Annotated in this window: 22 protein-coding genes and 1 pseudogene; 2 read left to right on the forward strand and 21 right to left on the reverse strand. The window is 46.5% G+C overall.

The features are described from left to right. Positions 1 to 23: 23 nt before the first annotated feature. The 6 genes from BK127_RS21725 to BK127_RS21750 are packed head-to-tail and all read right to left on the reverse strand — an operon-like array spanning position 24 to position 5,940. Complete coding sequence (locus tag BK127_RS21725; protein ID WP_076233625.1) at positions 24 to 737, reverse strand: amino acid ABC transporter permease; 714 nt, start codon at positions 735 to 737, stop codon at positions 24 to 26. 23 nt (positions 738 to 760) lie between these two features. After that, entirely contained in the window at positions 761 to 1,462 is a 702-nt protein-coding gene (locus BK127_RS21730; protein WP_076233626.1) for an amino acid ABC transporter permease, read from the reverse strand. A gap of 5 nt (positions 1,463 to 1,467) precedes the next feature. Further along, complete coding sequence (locus tag BK127_RS21735) at positions 1,468 to 2,364, reverse strand: transporter substrate-binding domain-containing protein (RefSeq protein ID WP_076233627.1); 897 nt, start codon at positions 2,362 to 2,364, stop codon at positions 1,468 to 1,470. A gap of 28 nt (positions 2,365 to 2,392) precedes the next feature. Continuing rightward, positions 2,393 to 3,754, reverse strand: coding sequence for an LLM class flavin-dependent oxidoreductase (locus BK127_RS21740; RefSeq protein WP_076233628.1), 1,362 nt, complete (start codon positions 3,752 to 3,754; stop codon positions 2,393 to 2,395). Positions 3,755 to 3,756: 2 nt separating this feature from the next. Next, a complete protein-coding gene (locus tag BK127_RS21745) occupies positions 3,757 to 5,070 on the reverse strand; it encodes an NtaA/DmoA family FMN-dependent monooxygenase (RefSeq protein WP_076233629.1) in 1,314 nt (437 codons plus the stop codon). Between the two features lie 27 nt (positions 5,071 to 5,097). Next, positions 5,098 to 5,940, reverse strand: coding sequence for a sulfurtransferase (locus BK127_RS21750; protein ID WP_076233630.1), 843 nt, complete (start codon positions 5,938 to 5,940; stop codon positions 5,098 to 5,100). A gap of 182 nt (positions 5,941 to 6,122) precedes the next feature. Between BK127_RS21750 and BK127_RS21755 the strand changes: the two genes are divergently transcribed. Further along, on the forward strand, positions 6,123 to 7,313 hold the full coding sequence (locus BK127_RS21755) for a helix-turn-helix domain-containing protein (RefSeq protein WP_076233631.1): 1,191 nt from the start codon (positions 6,123 to 6,125) through the stop codon (positions 7,311 to 7,313). A gap of 103 nt (positions 7,314 to 7,416) precedes the next feature. Here the strand turns inward: BK127_RS21755 and BK127_RS43810 are convergent, their stop codons facing one another. The 11 genes and pseudogenes from BK127_RS43810 to BK127_RS21795 all read right to left on the reverse strand — a co-directional run bounded on the left by BK127_RS43810 (position 7,417) and on the right by BK127_RS21795 (position 14,446). Further along, positions 7,417 to 7,557, reverse strand: coding sequence for a hypothetical protein (locus tag BK127_RS43810; protein WP_179097565.1), 141 nt, complete (start codon positions 7,555 to 7,557; stop codon positions 7,417 to 7,419). 128 nt (positions 7,558 to 7,685) lie between these two features. Continuing rightward, entirely contained in the window at positions 7,686 to 8,015 is a 330-nt protein-coding gene (locus BK127_RS21760; RefSeq protein WP_256711400.1) for a P-loop NTPase family protein, read from the reverse strand. Between the two features lie 43 nt (positions 8,016 to 8,058). Then, complete coding sequence (locus BK127_RS43815; protein ID WP_179097564.1) at positions 8,059 to 8,208, reverse strand: hypothetical protein; 150 nt, start codon at positions 8,206 to 8,208, stop codon at positions 8,059 to 8,061. 163 nt (positions 8,209 to 8,371) lie between these two features. Then, on the reverse strand, positions 8,372 to 9,136 hold the full coding sequence (locus BK127_RS21765; RefSeq protein WP_076233632.1) for an SDR family NAD(P)-dependent oxidoreductase: 765 nt from the start codon (positions 9,134 to 9,136) through the stop codon (positions 8,372 to 8,374). Between the two features lie 25 nt (positions 9,137 to 9,161). Next, positions 9,162 to 9,944: an SDR family NAD(P)-dependent oxidoreductase gene (locus BK127_RS21770; protein ID WP_076233633.1), complete on the reverse strand. Its 783-nt coding sequence runs from the start codon at positions 9,942 to 9,944 to the stop codon at positions 9,162 to 9,164. Positions 9,945 to 9,953: 9 nt separating this feature from the next. Then, positions 9,954 to 10,949 carry a sugar phosphate isomerase/epimerase family protein gene (locus tag BK127_RS21775; protein WP_076233634.1) on the reverse strand — a complete coding sequence of 332 codons (996 nt, stop codon included), beginning with the start codon at positions 10,947 to 10,949 and terminating at the stop codon, positions 9,954 to 9,956. Between the two features lie 24 nt (positions 10,950 to 10,973). Further along, a pseudogene (locus tag BK127_RS45700) lies at positions 10,974 to 11,740 on the reverse strand (SDR family NAD(P)-dependent oxidoreductase). A gap of 26 nt (positions 11,741 to 11,766) precedes the next feature. Beyond that, a complete protein-coding gene (locus BK127_RS21785) occupies positions 11,767 to 12,570 on the reverse strand; it encodes an SDR family NAD(P)-dependent oxidoreductase (RefSeq protein ID WP_076233635.1) in 804 nt (267 codons plus the stop codon). A 502-nt stretch (positions 12,571 to 13,072) separates the two neighbouring features. After that, positions 13,073 to 13,195, reverse strand: a complete 123-nt coding sequence (locus BK127_RS44515) for a YjcZ family sporulation protein (RefSeq protein WP_218639025.1) — start codon at positions 13,193 to 13,195, stop codon at positions 13,073 to 13,075. Positions 13,196 to 13,287: 92 nt separating this feature from the next. After that, on the reverse strand, positions 13,288 to 13,503 hold the full coding sequence (locus BK127_RS21790; RefSeq protein ID WP_076233636.1) for a hypothetical protein: 216 nt from the start codon (positions 13,501 to 13,503) through the stop codon (positions 13,288 to 13,290). 271 nt (positions 13,504 to 13,774) lie between these two features. Further along, on the reverse strand, positions 13,775 to 14,446 hold the full coding sequence (locus tag BK127_RS21795; protein ID WP_076233637.1) for an O-methyltransferase: 672 nt from the start codon (positions 14,444 to 14,446) through the stop codon (positions 13,775 to 13,777). 342 nt (positions 14,447 to 14,788) lie between these two features. Between BK127_RS21795 and BK127_RS21800 the strand changes: the two genes are divergently transcribed. Continuing rightward, a complete protein-coding gene (locus BK127_RS21800; protein ID WP_076233638.1) occupies positions 14,789 to 15,691 on the forward strand; it encodes a LysR family transcriptional regulator in 903 nt (300 codons plus the stop codon). Positions 15,692 to 15,713: 22 nt separating this feature from the next. Here the strand turns inward: BK127_RS21800 and BK127_RS21805 are convergent, their stop codons facing one another. The 4 genes from BK127_RS21805 to BK127_RS21820 form a co-directional block, all read right to left on the reverse strand. After that, entirely contained in the window at positions 15,714 to 16,808 is a 1,095-nt protein-coding gene (locus BK127_RS21805; RefSeq protein WP_076233639.1) for a Ger(x)C family spore germination protein, read from the reverse strand. After that, positions 16,805 to 17,902, reverse strand: a complete 1,098-nt coding sequence (locus BK127_RS21810; protein ID WP_076233640.1) for a GerAB/ArcD/ProY family transporter — start codon at positions 17,900 to 17,902, stop codon at positions 16,805 to 16,807. Before BK127_RS21810 ends, BK127_RS21805 begins: the two co-directional genes overlap by 4 nt. Then, positions 17,899 to 19,344, reverse strand: a complete 1,446-nt coding sequence (locus BK127_RS21815) for a spore germination protein (RefSeq protein WP_179097566.1) — start codon at positions 19,342 to 19,344, stop codon at positions 17,899 to 17,901. The genes BK127_RS21810 and BK127_RS21815 overlap by 4 nt, the downstream gene beginning before the upstream one ends. A 171-nt stretch (positions 19,345 to 19,515) precedes the next feature. Further along, on the reverse strand, positions 19,516 to 20,484 hold the full coding sequence (locus BK127_RS21820) for an arsenic resistance protein (RefSeq protein WP_076233642.1): 969 nt from the start codon (positions 20,482 to 20,484) through the stop codon (positions 19,516 to 19,518). Positions 20,485 to 20,729: the final 245 nt, after the last annotated feature.

Consider the following 20,729-nt stretch of genomic DNA (forward strand, 5'->3'; position numbering starts at 1 on the left):
AATCAATACATCTGACTTGCTGCTCACGCGGCCATTCTCTTTTCATGGCGGCTGTATCGGGTCTCCAGCCATACAAAGAGCCTCTCGCAGATCCAGCAAATAACCCAGTAAATAATAGAAGCATCAAAGTACATTTCCAAGTATCGATAACCGTCACCGGCGACGATTTTGGCTTGGGCCATCACCTCGATAACCTTGATTGCAAAAGCTAGCGAGGTGCCTTTAATCAGATTAATAAAAATATTCCCCAAATTCGGAAGCGCAACGGCAAATGCCTGCGGAGCAACAATTCTTATTAGCCCTTGGGATGTCGTCATTCCGATTGAATACGCCGCCTCCATCTGACCCGAATCCGTAGTGAGCAGCGCCCCGCGGATGACCTCCGACTGGTAGGCGGCCGAATTGATCGTAAACGCGAGCAGTGCAATAGCGAGAGGCGACATTTCCTGAAGAGGCAAATGCCAGCCCCACTCCCGGTTCAAGGTATCAGCAAGGAGCGATGTACCGTAGAACACTACATAAAGCTGCACCAACAAGGGAGTCCCCCGGATGAAGGAAACGTACAATGCGCCCAGCCTATCCAGCACAGGTACTTTATAGATCCTGCACAGAGCGATGATCAGTCCGATAATCGTACCCAGCAGCATCGAGATAACCGCCACAATAAGCATGGAGGGTACACCCTTTAGAACCTCCGGGAATTTCTCAATAGCGAAGGCCAAGCTAAATTCAGCCAATGCAGCTCCCCTCCCTTTCTTCCTTATCTTGCAATACTGACATGGCCTTTCTTATAGCTTTTTTCTAACCGTCCAAAGCCCTTTTCAATGGCAATGCTCAGAACCCAGTAAATCAACGAAACGAGAATATACACCTGGAACGTATTTGCTCCATAATTATTTCCCAGTATGATCTGTACCTGCCCCATAATGTCAACTATCCCGATGGAGAAGGCCAGTGACGTTTCTTTTAATAAAATAATCACGTTGTTGCCGAGATTGGGGATCGCAATACCGAAGGCTTGTGGCAAAATAATCCGCCTGAGTGATTGTCCGTAGGTCATGCCCACACTATAGGCAGCCTCCTGCTGACCGCTTCCGACCGCCAGATAGGAAGAGCGGATAACCTCGGAGAAGAAGGCTGCACTGTGCAGCGAGAAGGTGATTACGGCAAAGATGATCTTATCCCAGTCGTTCACATCCACGCCTACCAGTATCAACAGCTGCGGCAGCCCGTAATAGACCAGAAAAAGCTGAACGATGGTCGGGGTGCACCGCATGAACGACAGATAAAACGTGGCAAGCGCATAAATGATTTTATTCTTTTGAATTCTGGCCAGGGCGATAACCAACCCCAGCAAGAGTCCAAAAACAAGGGATAAGAGCATGATCGTCAACGTAATCGGCAGCCTCTCGGCTATTCGCAGGACCAGATTCAAAGTCGTTTCGATTCCGGCGCTGTTCATTTTCGTTAATCCTTCCGGAATTTATAGCCCTGCTGCACATACTCCAGGCTTTTAAATACATCCACCTTGAACCATTTTTCCGAAAGCTTCGGCAGCGTGCCGTCTTTAATTAACTCTACAGTTGCCGCGTCCATCTTTTGGGCAAGCTCTGTCTGATTCTTGTTGAAGAGCAAATATACCGATTCCTTCGAGATGACGCCGCCGATCTTCAGGTTCAGATTTAATTTCTTAACGGCATCTTCAAAATGATTGATGTTGAGCAGATGGGCATCGTATTTGCCCGATTCAACAAGTTTCAGATCGTCAGCAGGGGTCGTCTTCTCTACATCTTCAATTTTGATTTCCTTGCCAGGATGCTTGAGATTATAATCCTTCAGGATGTAGCGGAAGCCGGAAACCGGGGTCATTGGAACCAATTTCTTGCCTACCAGATCATCCAGGGTCTTGATATCGTTGCGGTCCGGCTTAACAGCCAAACCTGTAATGGAATAACCGAATTCTTGCTGCGGATACAAATATTTTTTCTCCCGCTCCGGGTTTTTGAACCAGAAGTTGGCGGCAAATGCGTACTTGCCAGTGTCGGTACCGATCAGTTGCCCTTCGTTATCCACGGATTCGTACTCAAATTTATATTCCGGAAGCTTCTTTTCCAGCTCCTTCAGGTAATCGATCATAAATCCTGCCGGTTGGTTTTTCTCATCCAGAAAGCTGAATAAAGGTACGGGAACTGTATTAAGTGCAGATTTAATCACTTTAGGTGCTGCTTTGGCAGTTGAAGCCGCTGCAGGCGTTGCTGAAGCCGGGGTCGAGCCGCCATCCGCAGCAGGGGCCGTTTTTCCGCAGCCTGCCAGAATGGTAAGCAATACGACTGCAAATATAAAATGAAAACGAGTTTTTTTCATGAAGTTATTCCTCCTGATAAATGGTTTGTTATTTGGATGATGGCGTACTGAGCGCAGACCAGCGATTAACCGGTGGCGTCAATCCCAGATGATCACGCAGCGTATTACCGGTATATTCAGTGCGGTAGCATCCGCGTTTTTGCAATATCGGAATGACGTGATCGACAAACTCCTCTAGTCCTCGCAGATAGTGAGAGGGCATAATGTTAAATCCGTCGCAAGCCCCCTGATCCAGCCAATGCTCCATCAGATCAGCCAACCGCTCCGGTGTGCCTGCGAACGTATGATGCCCGCCGGCGGATACCACGTGCCTGCTCATCTGCCTGACCGTCCATTGTTCACGTTGTCCCAAATCCTTCAATAGCTGTAGACGGCTTTTCTTGTTATTGTTCGCCTCCGGGTTAATTTCCCAGTATGGGAACGGACCATCCAGAGGGTACGAGGATAAGTCGACCTCGATGGTGCCAGACAAGGTTTTCACGGCAATATCCGGCAAAACCAGCTCATTAAAGTACGTTTCGCGTTCTTTAGCCTCATGCTCCGTAGAACCCAGAATCGGTGCAAGCCCCGGCAGTATATGAAGCTGCTCTGGTCTGCGTCCATGGGACTTCAGCATCCCCTTCAGATTGGCATAGTAATCCAAGGCGTCGCGCAGGTTATCCTGAGCGGTGAAGACGACCTCAGCTTTCTGGGCTGCAAACTGCAGGCCGCTGCCGGATGAACCTGCCTGAAAGAGCACCGGATGCCCCTGAATCGGGCGCGGAATATAGGAGGTTCCATTGATCGAGAAATAAGTCCCTGTATGATCGATATCATGTACTTTGGCAGGGTCGAGGTATTGGCCCGAGCTTTGCTTCCCGATCAGTGCATCCTCTTCCCAGCTATCCCACAGTTTCATCGCCACATCTACGAATTCGTTCGCGCGTTGGTACCTCAGGGCATGGTCCATATGCGCGTCCTTGCTGAATTGGGAGGCGACACGCGGGTCCTGGGAGGTGACCATATTCCAGCCAGCCCTTCCACCGCTCAAGTGATCAAGTGTTGCAAATCTGGCCGCGACATGATAGGGATCGTTGTACGTCGTGGATAACGTAGCCGTCAGACCAATCTTCTCCGTTACTGTGGCCATCACGGATAGCAGGGTCAGCGTATCCGGCGTCGGAATGGAGCGTTCCTCAGCTACCTTCCCATTCTGTTCGCCAATGGCGATTTGCTCCAGCGCCAGAATCGTATCGAACAACCCTCTCTCTGACAGCCTCGCAAAGTCTTGATAGAAAGACAAATCGAGCAGCCGGTCAGCGTGCGTTTCCGGATGACGCCATCCGCCTACATGCTGCCCAGTGTTTAATAGAAAAACACCGAGATGCAGCTGTTTTTTGGTATTACCCATCGTTATCCCTCCTTGCTTATTCGCACGCCGACTGGAGCTTCCAGTCCCAGATGGTCCCGCAGCGTAGTTCCCGTATATTCCGTTCGGAAAAGCCCTCTTCGCTGCAGCACGGGAATTACTTGTGCAACAAATTCATCCAATCCCCCTGGCAGCAGCGGAAGCTGCAGGTGGAACCCATCACTACCGTAAGCTTGGTACCAGTCTTCCATCCAGTCGGCAAGCTGCTCAGGTGTCCCAACAAATACTTTAGTTCCGGTAAGCCTCACAATCTGAGAGCTAAGCTCACGAAGTGTTGCCGCTTCGATTCCTGAAGCTTTGACCGCCTCCCACAAACCGGGAATATCAGGAAGGGGTCCGTCCAGCGAATACCCCGTCAAGTCCTGCTTCAACAGATCGGACAGGATGGCAATTCCCGTCTTTGGATCAGCGAGCCCCTGCAGCTCGGCTGCTTTACGCCTGGCTTCCGCTTCGGTTGCTCCTATTATCGGGGACAAGGTGGTAAGCACCTTCACTCCAGCAGCAGAGTACCCACTCACAGCCCTTCGTTTCTGAAGCTTTTGATAAAAGTCAGCCGCCGTCTTTATCAATGGTCGGGAGCTTATCACAAGCTCCGGCTTATCCAGATCGTCCCCATTCCGGTTATCCCAAGCAGAGCTTATACCGATGCGAACCGGATGTCCCTGTGGAGGCCGTGGTATACTTAAGGGACCGCGCACTTTAAAGTGCTGTCCCGTATGATGGATCAAATGCACCTTGTCAGAATCAATATAGCGCCCTTCTACCCTGTCAATGATGACTGCCCCATCCTCCCAGCTGTCCCATAAACGTGCTGCGACTTCGATAAACTCCTGCTTGCGCTCATTTCTCTGTACTTGGGAGAGCACGGGTGGACCGCCGAGACGGCGTTTTGGTTCATATAGATCGACCGCGCTCGCCAGCCATGCCGTCCTTCCGTCACTGAGATGATCCAGCGCGGCCAATTGCCTGGCAACCGCGAACGGCTCGATAACGGAGGTCGATACAGGAGCTCCCAAACCCATATGTTTCGTGACGGAAGCCAACGCACCCAGCAAGGTGAATGGCTCGAACGGCAGCCCGGGTTCCCTGCCTGCTGCACGGAGATGTTCACCGATGAAAGTCTGGTCCAGAAGCAGCATATCGAATTTCCCACGCTCAGCCGTTTGCGCCAGACTGTAGTAATAAGCTGGTTCATGCAGCTTCACATTACTGACGTCAGGATGACGCCAGCTCCCAGGATAATAACCAGTGCCCTGTACGGACAAAGTAAGATGCAGCTGTCCCTTTCTTCTACTCATGTTCGTTCACTGCTCCTTTCCATCCTGTTAGGTATTTCCAGTCCCTGTTTCAATCGGATTATCCGGGTAAGATACCCAATCGCTCCAGCTTCCGCCATATAATTTGACGTTGGTAAACCCAGCTTCTGTTAGGGCCAGAACATTAGGGCAGGCTGTAACACCTGATCCGCAATAAACGATGATTTCCTTGGATGCATCCAGCTCATGAAAGATTGCTTTCAATTCATCCGAATCCTTCAACTCGCCTTCAGCAGTAAAGGCATTTTTCCAAAAATGGTTTACTGCCCCAGGTATATGTCCAGCTATTCTGTCAATGGGCTCTTCCAGACCCAGATATCGTTTTTCTTCACGGGAATCGATGAGTTGGGTGTCCGAGCGACCCAATCTTTGCTTCACCTCTTGGGCGTCCAGCAGCAACCCTTCCTGAAGCTGCGGGACAAACGTACTGCCTTTAACGGATGAGACTTCTTTTGTAAGCTCATAACCTTGGCTTTTCCACCGGGGTAAGCCACCATCCAGCAGATAAACCTGTGGATGTCCGTAATACTTCAAAATCCACCATAATCGTGATGCCATAGCACCACCTTGATCATCATAAACGACGACGATCTTGGACTCATCGATTCCCGCATCTCCAAGCTTCGCTGACAACTGATTCGTATCCGGCAAAGGATGCCTGCCTCCGTGGACGCCAATCGCATCTGATAAGTCCAGTTCAAGATCAAAATAAACGGCACCCGGCAGATGGCCAGCCTCGTACGCCTCTTTACCTGCAGCAGGTTTGCCAAGAAGAAACCGGCAATCTGCGATCACGATCTCTGTATGATTCAAGCGTTCATGGAGCCATTCCGCGCTAACTGTATTCGACAAGCAGACCCTCCCCCTTCTTTCAAAAAAAAATGATTGTAATATACCTATTCATATCGATATACTAGGATTAATATAAGTTAGCATGTGCAATTTTTTTAGTCAACATAATGACAAATATAAAAGATTACTGATGATTATTGACCAAAATGACCAATAATTTACATTCCAAGGGGGTCACTCGCATGATTAAAGACCAATTTAATTTAATCCACATCAGTGAGGTCATGGATCAATTGGATGTTAGCCGTTCGACGATTGACCGTTGGCGAAAAACGAAGCAGCTGCCCAGCGTAAAAATAGGAAAAGAAATATATTTTGATAAAAATGAGGTTATGCGCTGGTATAGGCAATTTGGCCAAGTACGACAATCCTCCCCGGTTCTTACCGCCAATCAGACGATAACCATTGGATATACGACCGTTTCCACGCATATGTGGGGTCCGTTAATTATTAAGGAATTCGGATTTCTCGAACAAGAGCTGCGGCGTATCCGTCCCAAGGACCGGATCGAAATCAAATGGCACAAGGCCAAGGACGGAATGGAATTGATAAAAGGAATGATAGCAGGCAATATTCACTTTGCTACCTTTGGAGATTATGCCCTGTCGGTCAGCCATATGATCAGCACAATGCTGCCCGATTACCGTCCGATTCTGCTTGCCGCCGGAGGAAAATCCGCGAAGGGTGACGGGTTTGGAATGGTTGTTCCGACAGATCTGGCACTTCAGAGTATTGGCGATCTCGCCACTCTGCCTATCGCCACCACATTCCGCACCAATGCGGAGTACCGCTTGAGAAAGATGCTGGAATCGCATTATATGACGGATTTGAACATTATTCATCGTTCTATCGAGGAAAGTATGGAAAGCCTGCGTCAAGGCAGACTGAGCGCATCGATTATGTGGGAGCCCTTCCTGAGTCTTGCCCATCATCAGCAAATCGGCAAATCGATTTTCAACCAGGAGCTGGGACTTGGTTTTATTGCTAACGTGGTCGCTGACGAGCGTTGGGCACTCGACCATGAGGATTTGGTAGTCGCTTACTTAAAGGCACATATGCAGGCCAATCGGCTGATACGGGAGCAGCCCCATCAGGCTGCCAAAGTTTTTGCGCTGGAAACTGGATTTCCTTTGGAAGTTGTCAGCCGCTCCATATCCAAAATTCACTGGGATGCGGCTCTGTATAGTAACGACCTGAAGATGCTCAACTATTTTGACCCCAGCAAATATTTCGGCCCATCCACACCCCCGTTGGTCAGCTCGGAAATCCGCTATAATATTAAATATTTGCGTATTGCCGCGCAGGAGCTGAAGCTCCCCAATCTTCCAGCAACTCCAATCGACGGCGCTTGGCAAAGAGATATCCAATATTGAGATAACAGAGAGTATGCTAAAAAACCTCGGGGATATTCTCCCCGAAGCTGCTTCTGATTGCTGCCTTGCTATTGGAAATTGCGTGCTTCTTCAGCACTTGCGATCATTCACTCGGTCTGACCGGGCCATCTAATTTCTTATCGAAGCCCGGGGAGCGCGGGTCCAATGGACTTCTAGCCCGGTCGGATTCAGGTTTGCCCGGTTTGGATGGTCCTTCACTGTTGGTTCCCTTGAATTCAGTCATGTAAATTCCTCCTGTCCTGGTAGATTCATTCCTATTTAATATGTCCTCTCAATAGCGTTTTATCCCAACATAGGAACCCTTTCAATGCTTGTGTTGCGCACGCTTATCATATACTGCTTTCAACAGGTTTATTTTCCTTTAAACGAGTAATCAGCAAGTCCGCATCTGCTGTTGTTTTTAGAATGATGATTTTCTTGCAAATCCAGCTGTTCCGGGCAGCCTTCTGTCAGATCAGGTCTTGTTTTTCCATGATACTGGATTCGACGCTTAATAATTCGGTACGTCGTGATCCACCTGGATAAATCGAAAAATATGATCGTATCTGCTTCGGCCAGCCGAATATCCAGTGTACGACCGTAATTCCCGTCAATAATCCATTCATCCTTCTGGGTAAGCTCCTGCTGATATTGATACCACTCGTCTTCGGGCGTTGGAACCCAACCCGGCTTCCAGTGCAAGGCGTCTAGATGATAAACAGGTAATTGTGTAACATCCCCCAGCTTACGCGCAAGCGTTGATTTCCCTGAGCCTCAAGAACCTATGAGTGCGTTTTTTTTCATAAACCGTTTCCGCCTCCTTCAGCCGACAGCAGCAGCTATCGATTTCATTCAACTCTTCATGCCTGGCTATCGTTCCTTCAAGGTTATTCATATCTTATCTGGCTGCATCTAATTCCAGTATACGAAAATATCCATTTAATACCAACAAAAAAATAGATACGAGGCTGTCTGTCCTCACCGTGTATACACAAAAAACCGACTGCGCCTGGCAATCGGCTTTTGAATCCATTATTGAAAAATCGAACATCCCTTTGCTACGATAATTTAAATCCAAGCCCCCCGTCTACAGTGAGCATTTGACCTGTGATTTGCCCTGCATGGGCAGAGCATACGAACAAAATCGCCGCCGCAATATCATCCTCGGTTTGCAATCTGCCGAAGGGCATTTTGGATGCATGCTGCTCCGGCCAATTGTCTTCTTCTCCATTAGCCTTCATCATCGCCCTCTCTCCGTGAGAGGCTACCCAGCCTGGATGCACACAGTTGACACGGATACCGTGCTTCGCTAAAGCGCGGGCTAAATTCCGGGTCAGCGTCACAACACCGCCCTTCGATATCGCGTATGCAAACAACTCTTCTCCTCCTACGGTCGAATGCAGCGAGCCTATGTTCACGATACATCCCCCGCCCTGCCTGATCATCAGGGGGACAGCCGCTCGACACATCAGGTAAACGCCTTTTAGATTGATATCCATCACACGATCCCAGAAAGTCTCATCTGTTTGCAGCAAATCAGCACGCGGAAAGATCCCAGCGTTATTGACTACAATATCGAGCCTTCCGAATTGCTGCTCGGCAACCGAAACCGCATGATTCACTTCAGCTTCCCGGGACACGTCGCATTGGACATACACCGCTTCTTTACCTTGGCTCTGCCACTGCTTCGCAGCTTGCTCCCCGTCCGGGGAAGCGTCTGCTATCATGACCTTGGCTCCATTTTCCAGAAACTGCTTCACGATGGCGGCTCCGATTCCTCTGGCTCCGCCGGTTACCAATACGATTTTGCCATCAAAGTTCAAATTGGCTTCACCCTTTTCCTTATTCTCATTTCCAGCAAACGATCGTTTCTCCGGTTAAATAATCTGCTTGCGGACCGCAGAGGAACATGACGATTCGGGACATATCCTCAGGCTGGGCAATCCGCTGCAGTCTGGACAAGCCTTCTTCATTGCTCACCGTACGTGTAGCTGAAAAGCGTGCTGTGTAGGTCGGTGCGGGTGAAATACAGTTGACATTCACATCATACGGTCTCATCTGCTGGGCCAAACTTCTTGTATAATGGGAAATTCCCAGCTTGGCAGCAGCATAAATGATGCCTGACGTAACGGGCACATGTCCTGCAATTGAGCCAACATTTACAATTTTGCCACTGCACCGTTCACGCATATGCTGACCCGCAAATTTGCACGTGTACATCGTAGACAGCAGGTTGCGTTCGACAACAGATCGGATATCCTCAACACGAATATCCAAGCAATCATTCGGCTCCGGGCGTGGGGTATTGAAGCCAATGTCACCACCCGCATTATTGACGAGGATATCTATGGAACCCAGCATTTCTATCGACCGCAGAATCAATTGCTCAACCTGTTCAGGATCGGTGAGATCGGCGGCAATAAACCCGGATTTCACACCTAGCTCAACAGCTTCCTCAGCCACTGTAAAGCCGGAAAGTGCTTCGTTGAATTCCATCGATTTGGTTTCCGTTTCATCGTGAATGATTACATTAGCGCCGGCACGGGCCAGATCCATTGCGTACTGTCGGCCAAGACCACGGCTGGAGCCGGTGACTAGCGCGTTTTTACCCCTTAAATCAAAATCTGCCATACCTGCACCTCAGCTTTTCACCAAATTTTCATGATCACGAAACTCCCGGATCAACGTTTTCAAATAGGCAAGGGCTGTATTCATTTGCGATTGTTCATAAGTAACTATTACTGCGGGCGATTCGCCTTTCTCAAATGGAGTTCTCCAATCGCCTGTTGCCTTAGCATGGTCATGTACATACCTCAGCAGGCGAGTAAGCTGTCTAGCTGAGCGCTCTGGGTATTCCGTCCAATAGTCCTCTTCAAGCACCCTAACGTTTCTTGCCTCCAAAGCTCCATGCTCTACGGACATCGTTACCTGAGGAGCCGCTACCGAGAAAATTCGCAGCAGTTCAGGAAAATCTATCACGCCTTGACCAAGCGGACTCCTTACCAGCCGATACCCTTCCTCATACCAATACATGTAATAATCCTTCAAGTGAACATTTTTTACATAAGGGGCTACCCGGCGAAAAAAGTCATTGGGCTCTTCAGCGGTTGCCAGCGGATTACCTGTATCGAGGTTAATACCAAACCTGTCCGAACCGATAGTTTCACACAGCCAGAGCAGTTCCTCAGAGGCCAAATCCTGATGGTTTTCCACGGCTAGATTGACACCCGTTTGCTCCGCAGTTTCCGCCACTGCCTGAAGGGATGTAAGGATCTGATCCAAAAATAGCTTCCACGTACCGGCCATATGTCTGCGATCGCCACCAAATTTGGCTCCGCCCACCACGGTCCGCACCGTTACTGCCCCCACTCGCTTGGCAAGCAGCAGCGCTTCCTTTAATGATTCAGGATCATAACCGCTTGCTGCGATATTCACGAACATCCCTTTGGAGCGAGCGTAGTCTGCCACTTCGTCGAGGTCATGTTCCTTCAATATTGGATAAGGGATCTCTATCCCTTCCAGTCCATAGCTTTCCGTAATATCCATCAGCTCTATAGGCGTGATTGGTTTGATGCCCGACTGTGGATGGATGCCCATTCCATAGGTTGTGCCATAAACCGTGAGACCGTATCTCAAGCGCTTCAGCCCTTTCTCATCGTATTATTGTGCCGTCCACCCTCCATCGATGACAATGGAAGATCCCGTCATAAAGCTGGATGACTCTGAAGCCAAATAAATCAATAAACCTGTCAGTTCATTCGGATTGCCCCAACGTTTAATCGCAAGGTGATCGAGGAAAAATTGATTAGCCACTGGATTGTCGATCACCACCTTGTTAAGCTCGGTAGCGAATGGCCCCGGACATATGACGTTAGCCGTAATATGGTGCTCAGCCCATTCCAGCGCCATAACTTTGGTTAGTTGAATTAATCCGCCCTTGCTGGAGCAGTAAGCAGAGCGTTCAGGGAGCGCGACGGTGCCCAGCATCGAGGACAGGTTAATAATCCTTCCATAGGCTTGTTTGATCATAAAGGGAACTACAGCCTTGGGCATAGGAAAGGAGCCTTCAGATTCGTGCTTTGCACCAGATCCCAGCTCGCCTCATCATATTCCAGAATCGGCTTGCGCACGTTGATGCCTGCATTGTTGACCAGAATATCGATCCGTCCCAAGCTCTGCACCGTCTCAGCTGCCATACGCTGAACCTGCTCAACATCCGTAACATCCACGGCTAATCCTATTGCCTGTTGTCCGGTTTTCTCACGGATTTGCCTTGCGCCTTCAGCGGCTTTCGCTTCATCCCTGCTCGTTACTGCCACACTTGCTCCAGCTTCTGCAAGCGCCTTGGCAAAAACTAACCCCAACCCTTGGCAGCCGCCAGTAATCAGGGCAACCCTGCCATCCAAATTAAACGTACTTAAACTCATTTTATTCCTCCTTCGAGCTTTGATAACTATACGTTCAATTCATTCGCTGCCCATTCATAAGCCATTCGCGGCACTTGAGTCGCCAGCTTTCCTCCGCTAATATCGATCATGGTTCCGGTTATATAACTCGCATAGTCGGATGCCAGGTAACAAATCAGGTGAGCTATTTCCTGTTTATTGCCCCAACGCCGAAGCGAGAGATTGTCCAGCAGCTCCTTTTGCTCCTTAGGAGAACGATCTGCAAACCGATTCAAATCGGTAGGAATGACTCCAGGGGCATAACAATTCACCGTTATATTCCATGGCCCCAGCTCCCCGGCAAGCACTCGGGTAAAATGCACAATCCCCGCTTTGGATGCGGCATACGCTGCCCCACCCAAGCTCGGGATAATGGCGGCGAATGAGGCAGCATTCAGGATACGTCCTGATTTTTGCCTTTTCATTATCGGCAGCACAGCCTTACACATAAGAAAGCTGCCCTTCAGATTGACATCCATATTGAGATCCCACACCTCCTCGGATAAGCTCTCGACCAGACCACCGCTTGCAACACCCGCATTGTTAACAAGGATGTCGATTCGACCGTATTGGTGCTCAACCTCTTGAATCACCATCTCGATCTCCGAGTATTCACGAATATCGCACACCTGTTGAAAGCCCTCGAATTGATGCTCAGCGAATACTTGATGCAGCTCTGCCAAATGATCCGGATTCACATCCATGGCGACCGTCCTCACGCCTTCACTGGCTAATGTGAGTGCAATCTCCCGGCCAATTCCCCGCCCCGCTCCTGTCACAAGAGCCACCTTCCCACGTAAATCAATATGCACAATCTATCCCTCCCTTGGCTTCGACTATTAGCTTACAAAGTCCAGAAATAAAATTGCAAACCCTTACATTTACAGGTAATAATCGGGTCTCTCATACACCATTGGTCTTCATCAGGAAGCAGACTTCATATCTAAAATATATGTACGTTTGTCCGGAAGGAGTACAGCGATGGGAAGAAGAAATCCGAGCACATAAGGTATAAGCAGCACGGTAGCCTCATCTTGGATAAAATAGCAGCTTCCAGAGCTGCACAAAAAGGCCTACCGCGTACTTTTCGCGAGGCCCTTTTGTATCCGTACATTAATCGCTTAATTATATAACTCTGCAACCAAGCCGATGAGTTCATTGAGTCTATTTCAAATCGTCGATCGATCCAAACGATTCAACGATTGCTTGTACCTGCTCTTCTGGTAAATATTTATAATCATCAACTGTCACATAGCTTTCATTCAATTGAAATCTGAAAAATCGGTTTATGTTCCACGTAGGTGGAGGCGTTATTTAGATAAATGTGCTGCTGATAATTACCAACAAAATAAATAGTACAAGAATTGCACCCGTAGTCGTACCCAAACCATATCCTGCACAACTAGCGCAACTTCCGCCAACTCCTAATGCACCCATATGTCCCCCTCCTTCCGCATTCCATATTTGTATATTATGAACATCAGCGGAGATTGGATTGGACGCATTGAAAAAAACATAATCAGATGCCCTTATTGATCCTGATCCTGGATAAGATCACCCGGCTTCACTTGATCCGTAGATTGCAAAATCATGGACTGTTTCATCGAATCATACCGAAAAAAATATACATCAATGAAGTCCTGTCCTGCCCCATAACCTCCCGTCAAAATGAGTTCGTCATTAGTTACCTGAAAAGGGTGATGCGGCAGCTGGCCTATATGCGTCCAGATTTGTTCTGGCTTCATCTCCAGCGTTATCGGGAAAGCCTTCCCGCCGCTTACTCCAAAAATCCGTAACAGCTCGGGGCTCCCAAAGGAGCTGAGACTGCTTTGCCAGCAGGTGTGACGAGTAATTTTCCGTCTGTATGCTTACCAATTGCCCTGACTGAGTTATCTTCTTTCTTAACCTCTTTGTAGCAGCATCACCAATATCATCTTTTTTCTCATCCGATTTGCCCCTTGAGTGAAACTTTATAACCTATCTTATAGACGAAAGGCAATTGGATAAAGTTACATATCAGCTGCTAACGATCCCCAATACAAAACCATCGTAACCTTTACTCCCCACTGTCTGAATCGCTGTAGCCGAAATCCTTGATTCTTCAGCCAACAAGTCATAGAACTGCCTGACGCCTTGTACACGAGGGTCCTGGCTATTTTCATTAATGACCTGGCCATCACGAATGACATTGTCTCCTATAATGACAGTCCCAGGGTGGGAGAAATGAAGTGCCCATTTTAAATAGTTGGGATTATTAGGTTTGTCAGCATCAATAAATATGAAATCAAATGGTGGCACGCCCTCATCTATCATCTGGGCTAATTGAGCCAAGGCATCACCTACCCGAATAGTTATAAGTCCATCCAACTGTGCAAGGGTTATGTTAGCTTGTGCTACCTGAGCATGAAGGGGGTCAAGCTCTAGGGTGATCAATTGTCCATCAGCCGGTAGTGCTCTCGCCATCCAAATAGTACTGTATCCGCCCAGTGTGCCGATCTCCAGAATACGATGTGCGCCTTTCATTTGAACAAGCAGGTTTAATAGCTTACCTTGATTCGGCGTTACATCAATTGCTGGCAGCCCTGCCTGATGATTGGCAAATAACACTTTTTCCAGCACAGCATCATGTGGAATCAGACGCTCTGTAACATACTGATCGACTTTATCCCAAGTATTCGCTTGATTCATATGGATCACTTCTCCCTCATTGATTTTACTTCTAGTAGAAGTCCGTTGAATACATCTCGCTGCGCGGCCAAATATCCTTCCGAGATGATGCTTACGAAGCCAGTTTGCCTAAGCAAACTCTTAGCTGTTGTTTCCGTATTTTATGATTCCATAAGATATTTAGCGGTAAAATTACGGAAACAAAGGCGAGCACTTACGCTTCTCCAGGATCATTTGGCCGCTCCGCTCGGTTTTCACCGGCCTTCTAGTTCTATTGTAAATGAGTTATAATCATAAATATAATATATCTTTTAATAAGATCGATACTTTGAATGTATAAAATATGTAGAAGGAGCAGTTCAAATGAATCTGCATGCATTACGTTTATTCCATGTGATCGCCTCAACCGGAAGTGTGACACGTGCCTCTGAATTATTAAATATCAGTCAGCCTGCTATTACCGCTCAAATAAAAAAATTTGAAAAGGAATTGCTCCTCACCCTTCTGAAGCCTCAAGGAAGAGGCATAGCCTTAACCGATGCAGGTGAAGAGCTTGCAATACTTGCAAAAAGACTCTTCGCAGTCGAACAGCAAATCGAACAATTTGCTCTGGATTACCGGAATGGCACCAACGGATGTATTCGATTAGCCGCTACGTATTTACCCGCTCATTTCCTGATTCCGACCTGGATTGCCAAGTTTAAACAGCAGTATGAACAAGTTGAAATGATTATTACGACGACCAATTCAAGTGACGCCTTGAAGCAGCTTTTACATGTGGATGTGGATATGGCTATTTACGGGGGGCTACCTGAAGAATATGTGGATGAGATTCAGACCGAGGAATTGTTTCAGGACGAGCTATGGTTTGTTGTTGCACCGAATCACCGATATGCCAATCAGCAAGTAACTTTGCCGGAAATGATGAAAGAGCCGTTTGTCATGCGCGAAGAAGGCAGCTCCACACGTGAGCGATTATTTTCTTTATGTCGCACCTACAATTCACCGGCGCCTACAATCTCCCTGCAGTTCAATGGGCTGCATGAAGCTATTACAGCTGTTATCGCCGGATATGGTGCAAATTTCGTATCGTCATTGGTTGTACGCAAATATGTGAATCGTGGAGAGCTATGCCGGGTTCATGTGGACGGTATCCATCTCACCAATACGATTGCCATTTGTACGCGTAAAAACGAACCTTTATCTGCTTCCGCGGCGAACCTCATTCAGATGATCCGTCATAATCCATATAAGCATTCACTTTAATAAAATTAACTCGTTACTTCAGTTATTTCAACATCTGAAGTCCCGTATTTCTCAGCATGGACACAATTTTCATTTCAATTGTTGCATGCTGGTACATTTCCGACCAGTCCTGGTTAGGAGCTAGTGTACCTCGAAAGCGATTTCCGAAACCAAATATGTCGGACTTTTTCTGTTTCGTTAGTTTAAATACTTTCTCAGCTCTCGCTTCAAGCTCCTTGCTGACTGACTTCTCAATTTCTGTTGTACTGTTCTGGGCTGACTGTGAAGAATCCATTAACGTCATTGTTAATAAGGTATGGATGCGAATGACTGGCTTGCCATCCATCATTTTCGACGAGATCATGGTATTATTTTTAAGAATTTTCACATTGGCTCCTTCTGTCGTTTCAATTTCAAAATCACTCATCTTTTGGGTAATAATCTCATAAATAAGTGTTTCTTCAGGAGTGAGCTTACCCACCATCCTGTCCTCTACAAAGAAGGCATTTCCTTTTAATTCAAACATATTCATATTACTTCTCACCAATAATGGCACGATATTTTCTTCCAATGGGTTGTACATCCGACTGAACAAGCTCCAAAGCGGGACCTTGTTTTTTTGGGGAGTTCCACCGGCATACGATTCAAAAAAAAGCTTGGTATAAATACCTGATAATTCTCCTGTTGGATTAGGTTTTGAAAATATTGGCTCCATACTGCCCGAAATCAAGGCCACCACCGTACTTAACGGAAGGGTTCGATCTCTCACCGCGAATTCCAGGTAAGGTTTTACTCCCTTTTCGGCTAATTCCTGATCCAAAAAGATGGCTCTTGTCTCAGACAAATCAAGCGATTTGGGTAATCTCAATCGCAGCTCATCCAGAGCATCCACCACCGTATCCCCCTTTTGCTTGGCCATAAAAAAACTTTTATCGATTCCTCCTCCTCCTCCTCCTGGCTGCGCCGATTTGGTTACAGGAAACCGCACCAAAAGCGAAATTTTATTATCTTCGGCATGTTCAATTCCCAAGACGGCGACCAGCATTCGATTATCTATATCCTTGACGTCCCAGCATCCTTGCAAGATCATACATAAGATCACGATACCGCCCAGGCGGAGAGGATGTGTTGGTTTCATGGCTGATGCTTCTTCCCTTTCTGTATCCGATATTTGATAAGAATAGCTGCCGGAATGACAAATACGACATATAAACGAAGTGGGGTAGCCCATATAACCGCTTGTTCTATCCAATTCCATGAGGGAATAATTAACGCCAATCCATACGTCAGCACACCCGTGACTATATACAACAAATTTTCCTTAAATTTGGGAAACAGGGTACGAATTCCGACGACGAAGCAATGGATCATTAGAGCCATGGCCAGTATGACATATAACATAGATACGGAAACAAACACAGCCGTTAGATTCTCAATAACAAGCCAGTAATGACTTATCGAATCCATTTTGGTTATGTACGGAAATGTAAGACTTCTCGTTAGTTCAGGACCAAAGGTCAAAATGGGAAAGTAAACTGCCCCAAATATGATTGGAAAAAAAAAGACTGTAGCTATCCCGTACGATTTCCAGAGCTGTTTGGGTTTATTCGTATAAGCTCCAGTAACTGCAAAATAAATAAAACCCGTCCATACATAAGAAGATCCATAAAAAGAGGCTTGCTGTAAAAAATCTCCGTTATTAGGCAGCCATGGTTTTCCCAGCTGAATCTGAATGTCGCTCAGACCTAACAGGGTTAGCGCAATGGATAGTGGAATACTAACAATAATGAACACGCCCGCTGTACGAACAATCGAAATGAGTCCACCTGATGCCAAAAACGCGGAGACAAAAACAACCCCGCTTAAAAACCACTGAGGGGTTGTGTGCAGCATGGTCATGGAAATCATTTCCCCGTGCACACGAATCATTAATACAATAGAACTCCCGACAAACCACAGCAGAGGTACAATGAATAATAAGCTTCCCACCATGCCAAATTGATGTTTACAAATAGTAAAAGCATCTTTTCCAGGTTCTAAGGCCAACATACAGCTATACAGCCATGCACCTAACATTCCGAGCAGCATCCAGATGACGATAATCATCCAATAACTCTCATGTGTAGCTTGAATGATAAAATAAGGATACAGAAAAAAAGAAGTACCCCCAAATATCATAATCTGCAATACAAAATACTCACTAAAGGAAATTTGCAGCTTGGATGGGTTCAAGTTCCCTGCCTCTTCTCTTTCCACAAATTCATGAGGAATTTAATTGAAAAAGGATGCATTTTTGCAAGCAGACCGATGCCTCGAGAGCGAACCCGAGCTTTTGGCCCAATAGGTGTCAGGTACGACACACCAAAGGACTCAATACGGGAAAGAAAAATAACCATGATCACAAAACAAATGACAATTCCCAAAACTCCGATTATACTGGCTCCTAAAAGAACAAAATATTTTAATAGTCTTTGTACAAGCCCCATTTGATAATCGATTACGATAAAATTCGTAATGGCCGTAGTTGCAGCGACGATTACCAGCAGATTGCTAACTATATTGGCTTGAATGATCGCTTGGCCGAGCACGACACCACCTACCATGGTCACTGTGGAACTGATCGACTTAGGCAGACGAACTCCGGCCTCTACTATGAAATCTAGAATCAATAACATGAGCATGGCTTCAATCAAGACAGGATAGGGCACGCCTTCTCTGCTCGCTGCAGCGGCAAGACTAATCTCCAACCGATTGACATCAATGTTAACTGAGGTTATCGCCACATAAAAGCCCGGCAAGAACAAATTAATCATTAAAGCAGCAAACCGCAGCACCCTTAGAAAAACAGCAACAAAAGGAGAGAGATACTGGTCCTCGGCTGATTGCCAAAAATCCACGAAAGCAGTTGGTGCAATAATGGAGAAAGGGGTCCCTTCAAGAATGACAATAACTTTTCCATCCAAAAGGGAAGCTGCTGCTCGATCCGGACGTTCTGAGGTAATGGCAATAGGATACAAATTAAAAGTGGAATGATTGTTCATTAATCGTAGAAGCTCTCCCGAATCCTGAATACCATCTACATCAATCTGGCTTATTTGGTCACATATACGTTGTACCAGACTGGTTTCCGTTACATCCTTCAGGTAAACGACGCCCACCTTGCTATGCATCACGTTACCTACGGTAGATTCCCATATTTTTAAGCGCGATGTTTTCATTCTTTGGCGCAGTAAGGCAACATTCGTTTGATAATTTTCATTGAATGCATACATCGGCCCTTGAATCACATTCTCGGTTTGAGGTGACTGCACCGCACTTTGATGCGGATAATACGTCTCCAGAATGATTCCATTGGATGAGTGTGACATACATAATACGGTCTTACCGTTACATATAGAGCTCTCACACGTATTGAAGTTCCCTTCTGCATATTTAGTTCCATAAAAGCTTTCCAACACCGTATGAAGCTGGTTTTCTTCCATGGAAGCTACATGAAAGCCCAAATGATCGGAACCAACAAGTGTAGATAAATAACAAAGATAGACTTTTTGGGACTCCATTTCACCAATGCAGACGACTTCAAAATCCGCTGCATCCTGGAAGGCTTCTTGCAGCGAGGTTAGAAGGAAAGTGTGATTCGATGACTTTAACATCTTCAGAATAATCGGATTCATTTTATTTCCCAATCGTTGTCACCTCAATCATTCGATTCTGCTCAAAGTCCCTAAAGATTAATATTCCAAATATGGGTAATATCTATACCCAATCAGAGTAAAGCCATCTTGCCTGAACTCGTACATCCGAGAATTAGAAAAAGAACCACCAGATGCAGTCCTTTTCTCAAATTATTGCTTATCACGAATCAGATAACCCGGGATCACACGAATATAAATGAGCTCGCCTACCAATTCCACGATCGTTTGAGTGACAATAACCGCAGCAACCAACCCATCTAACGGATCCGGTAATGCATAAGCAAACGGTAAGACAACCAGTGAGTTGCGTGTGCCTCCGCTAAAAACGAGCGCACGGGCAGCCGAAACGTCCAATCGAAACCATTTTGCAAGCTGAGCTGCGACAAAAGGCATAATGACCATAAAGGCGATATAAATTGGAATTGCGTATATGATCACTTCATAATATTCATAGATGCGGCTGATCTGGGACGCTACAATCACAAAAAGTGTTAAGGCCATAAAAGGAACCGGAAGCCATGCGGCACCATCTAACATCAGTTCTCCCATTTTACTGCGGGTCGCCCAAAACTGTGCACCCAAAGCAAGCAGAAGGGGAAGCAGAATAAGTCCGATAAATGCTTCAAAAAAAGGCTCCAAACTAATGAATTCGACGGCCTGATCGCCGATAAAAAGCCACAGATACAAAGGCAGAAATAACATTTGGGTAATAAAAAGAAAAGGTGTCGAGATCAGCATAAGCTTTTCGTTGCCTCGTCCAAGGTGAGTAAAGACGATAACATAGTCAATGCAGGGTGCTAAAAGTACAAGCATAACGCCAAGTAATAGTGGTGGTTGATTAGGTAAAAAGCTCGTTAGCAGCCAGACCAATAAAGGAACCGCCGCGTAGTTCGTAACGAGCAGGGCACAAATAAATCTTCGATTGGATAACGTTTCTTGTAAACGAAAAAAAGGAATTTGAGTGAACATGCTAAATAGTAGAATGGCAATCACGATTGAGGTTATATACCCAAATGTCGAAGAAAAAACTGGCCACATCAACCCAATAACTGCAGCAACGATTAGGGTAATCACATAAATCAAAATTTGTTTTTGCTCGAGTGTCTCTCTGGTAACCATAATCTAATAAACGTCCCTCCCAGATGTTAAAATTTCCATTTTGTCACATTGCAACTGCTGAACACATGCTTTCCCATGGAGTCAACTAGTTTACAGCATACCATATATGTATGATTTGTATGACTGGATAAGCTTTTTGTTGCGCCTAATGACAGCATACCTCAGAGAAAGAATGCTCATTAGACGATTGATCCTAGTTACTGCTTTTCCAAAAATCCAAAAAAAGGTAAGATGTTTTTATCCGA

The organism is Paenibacillus sp. FSL H7-0331 (genome assembly GCF_001956045.1).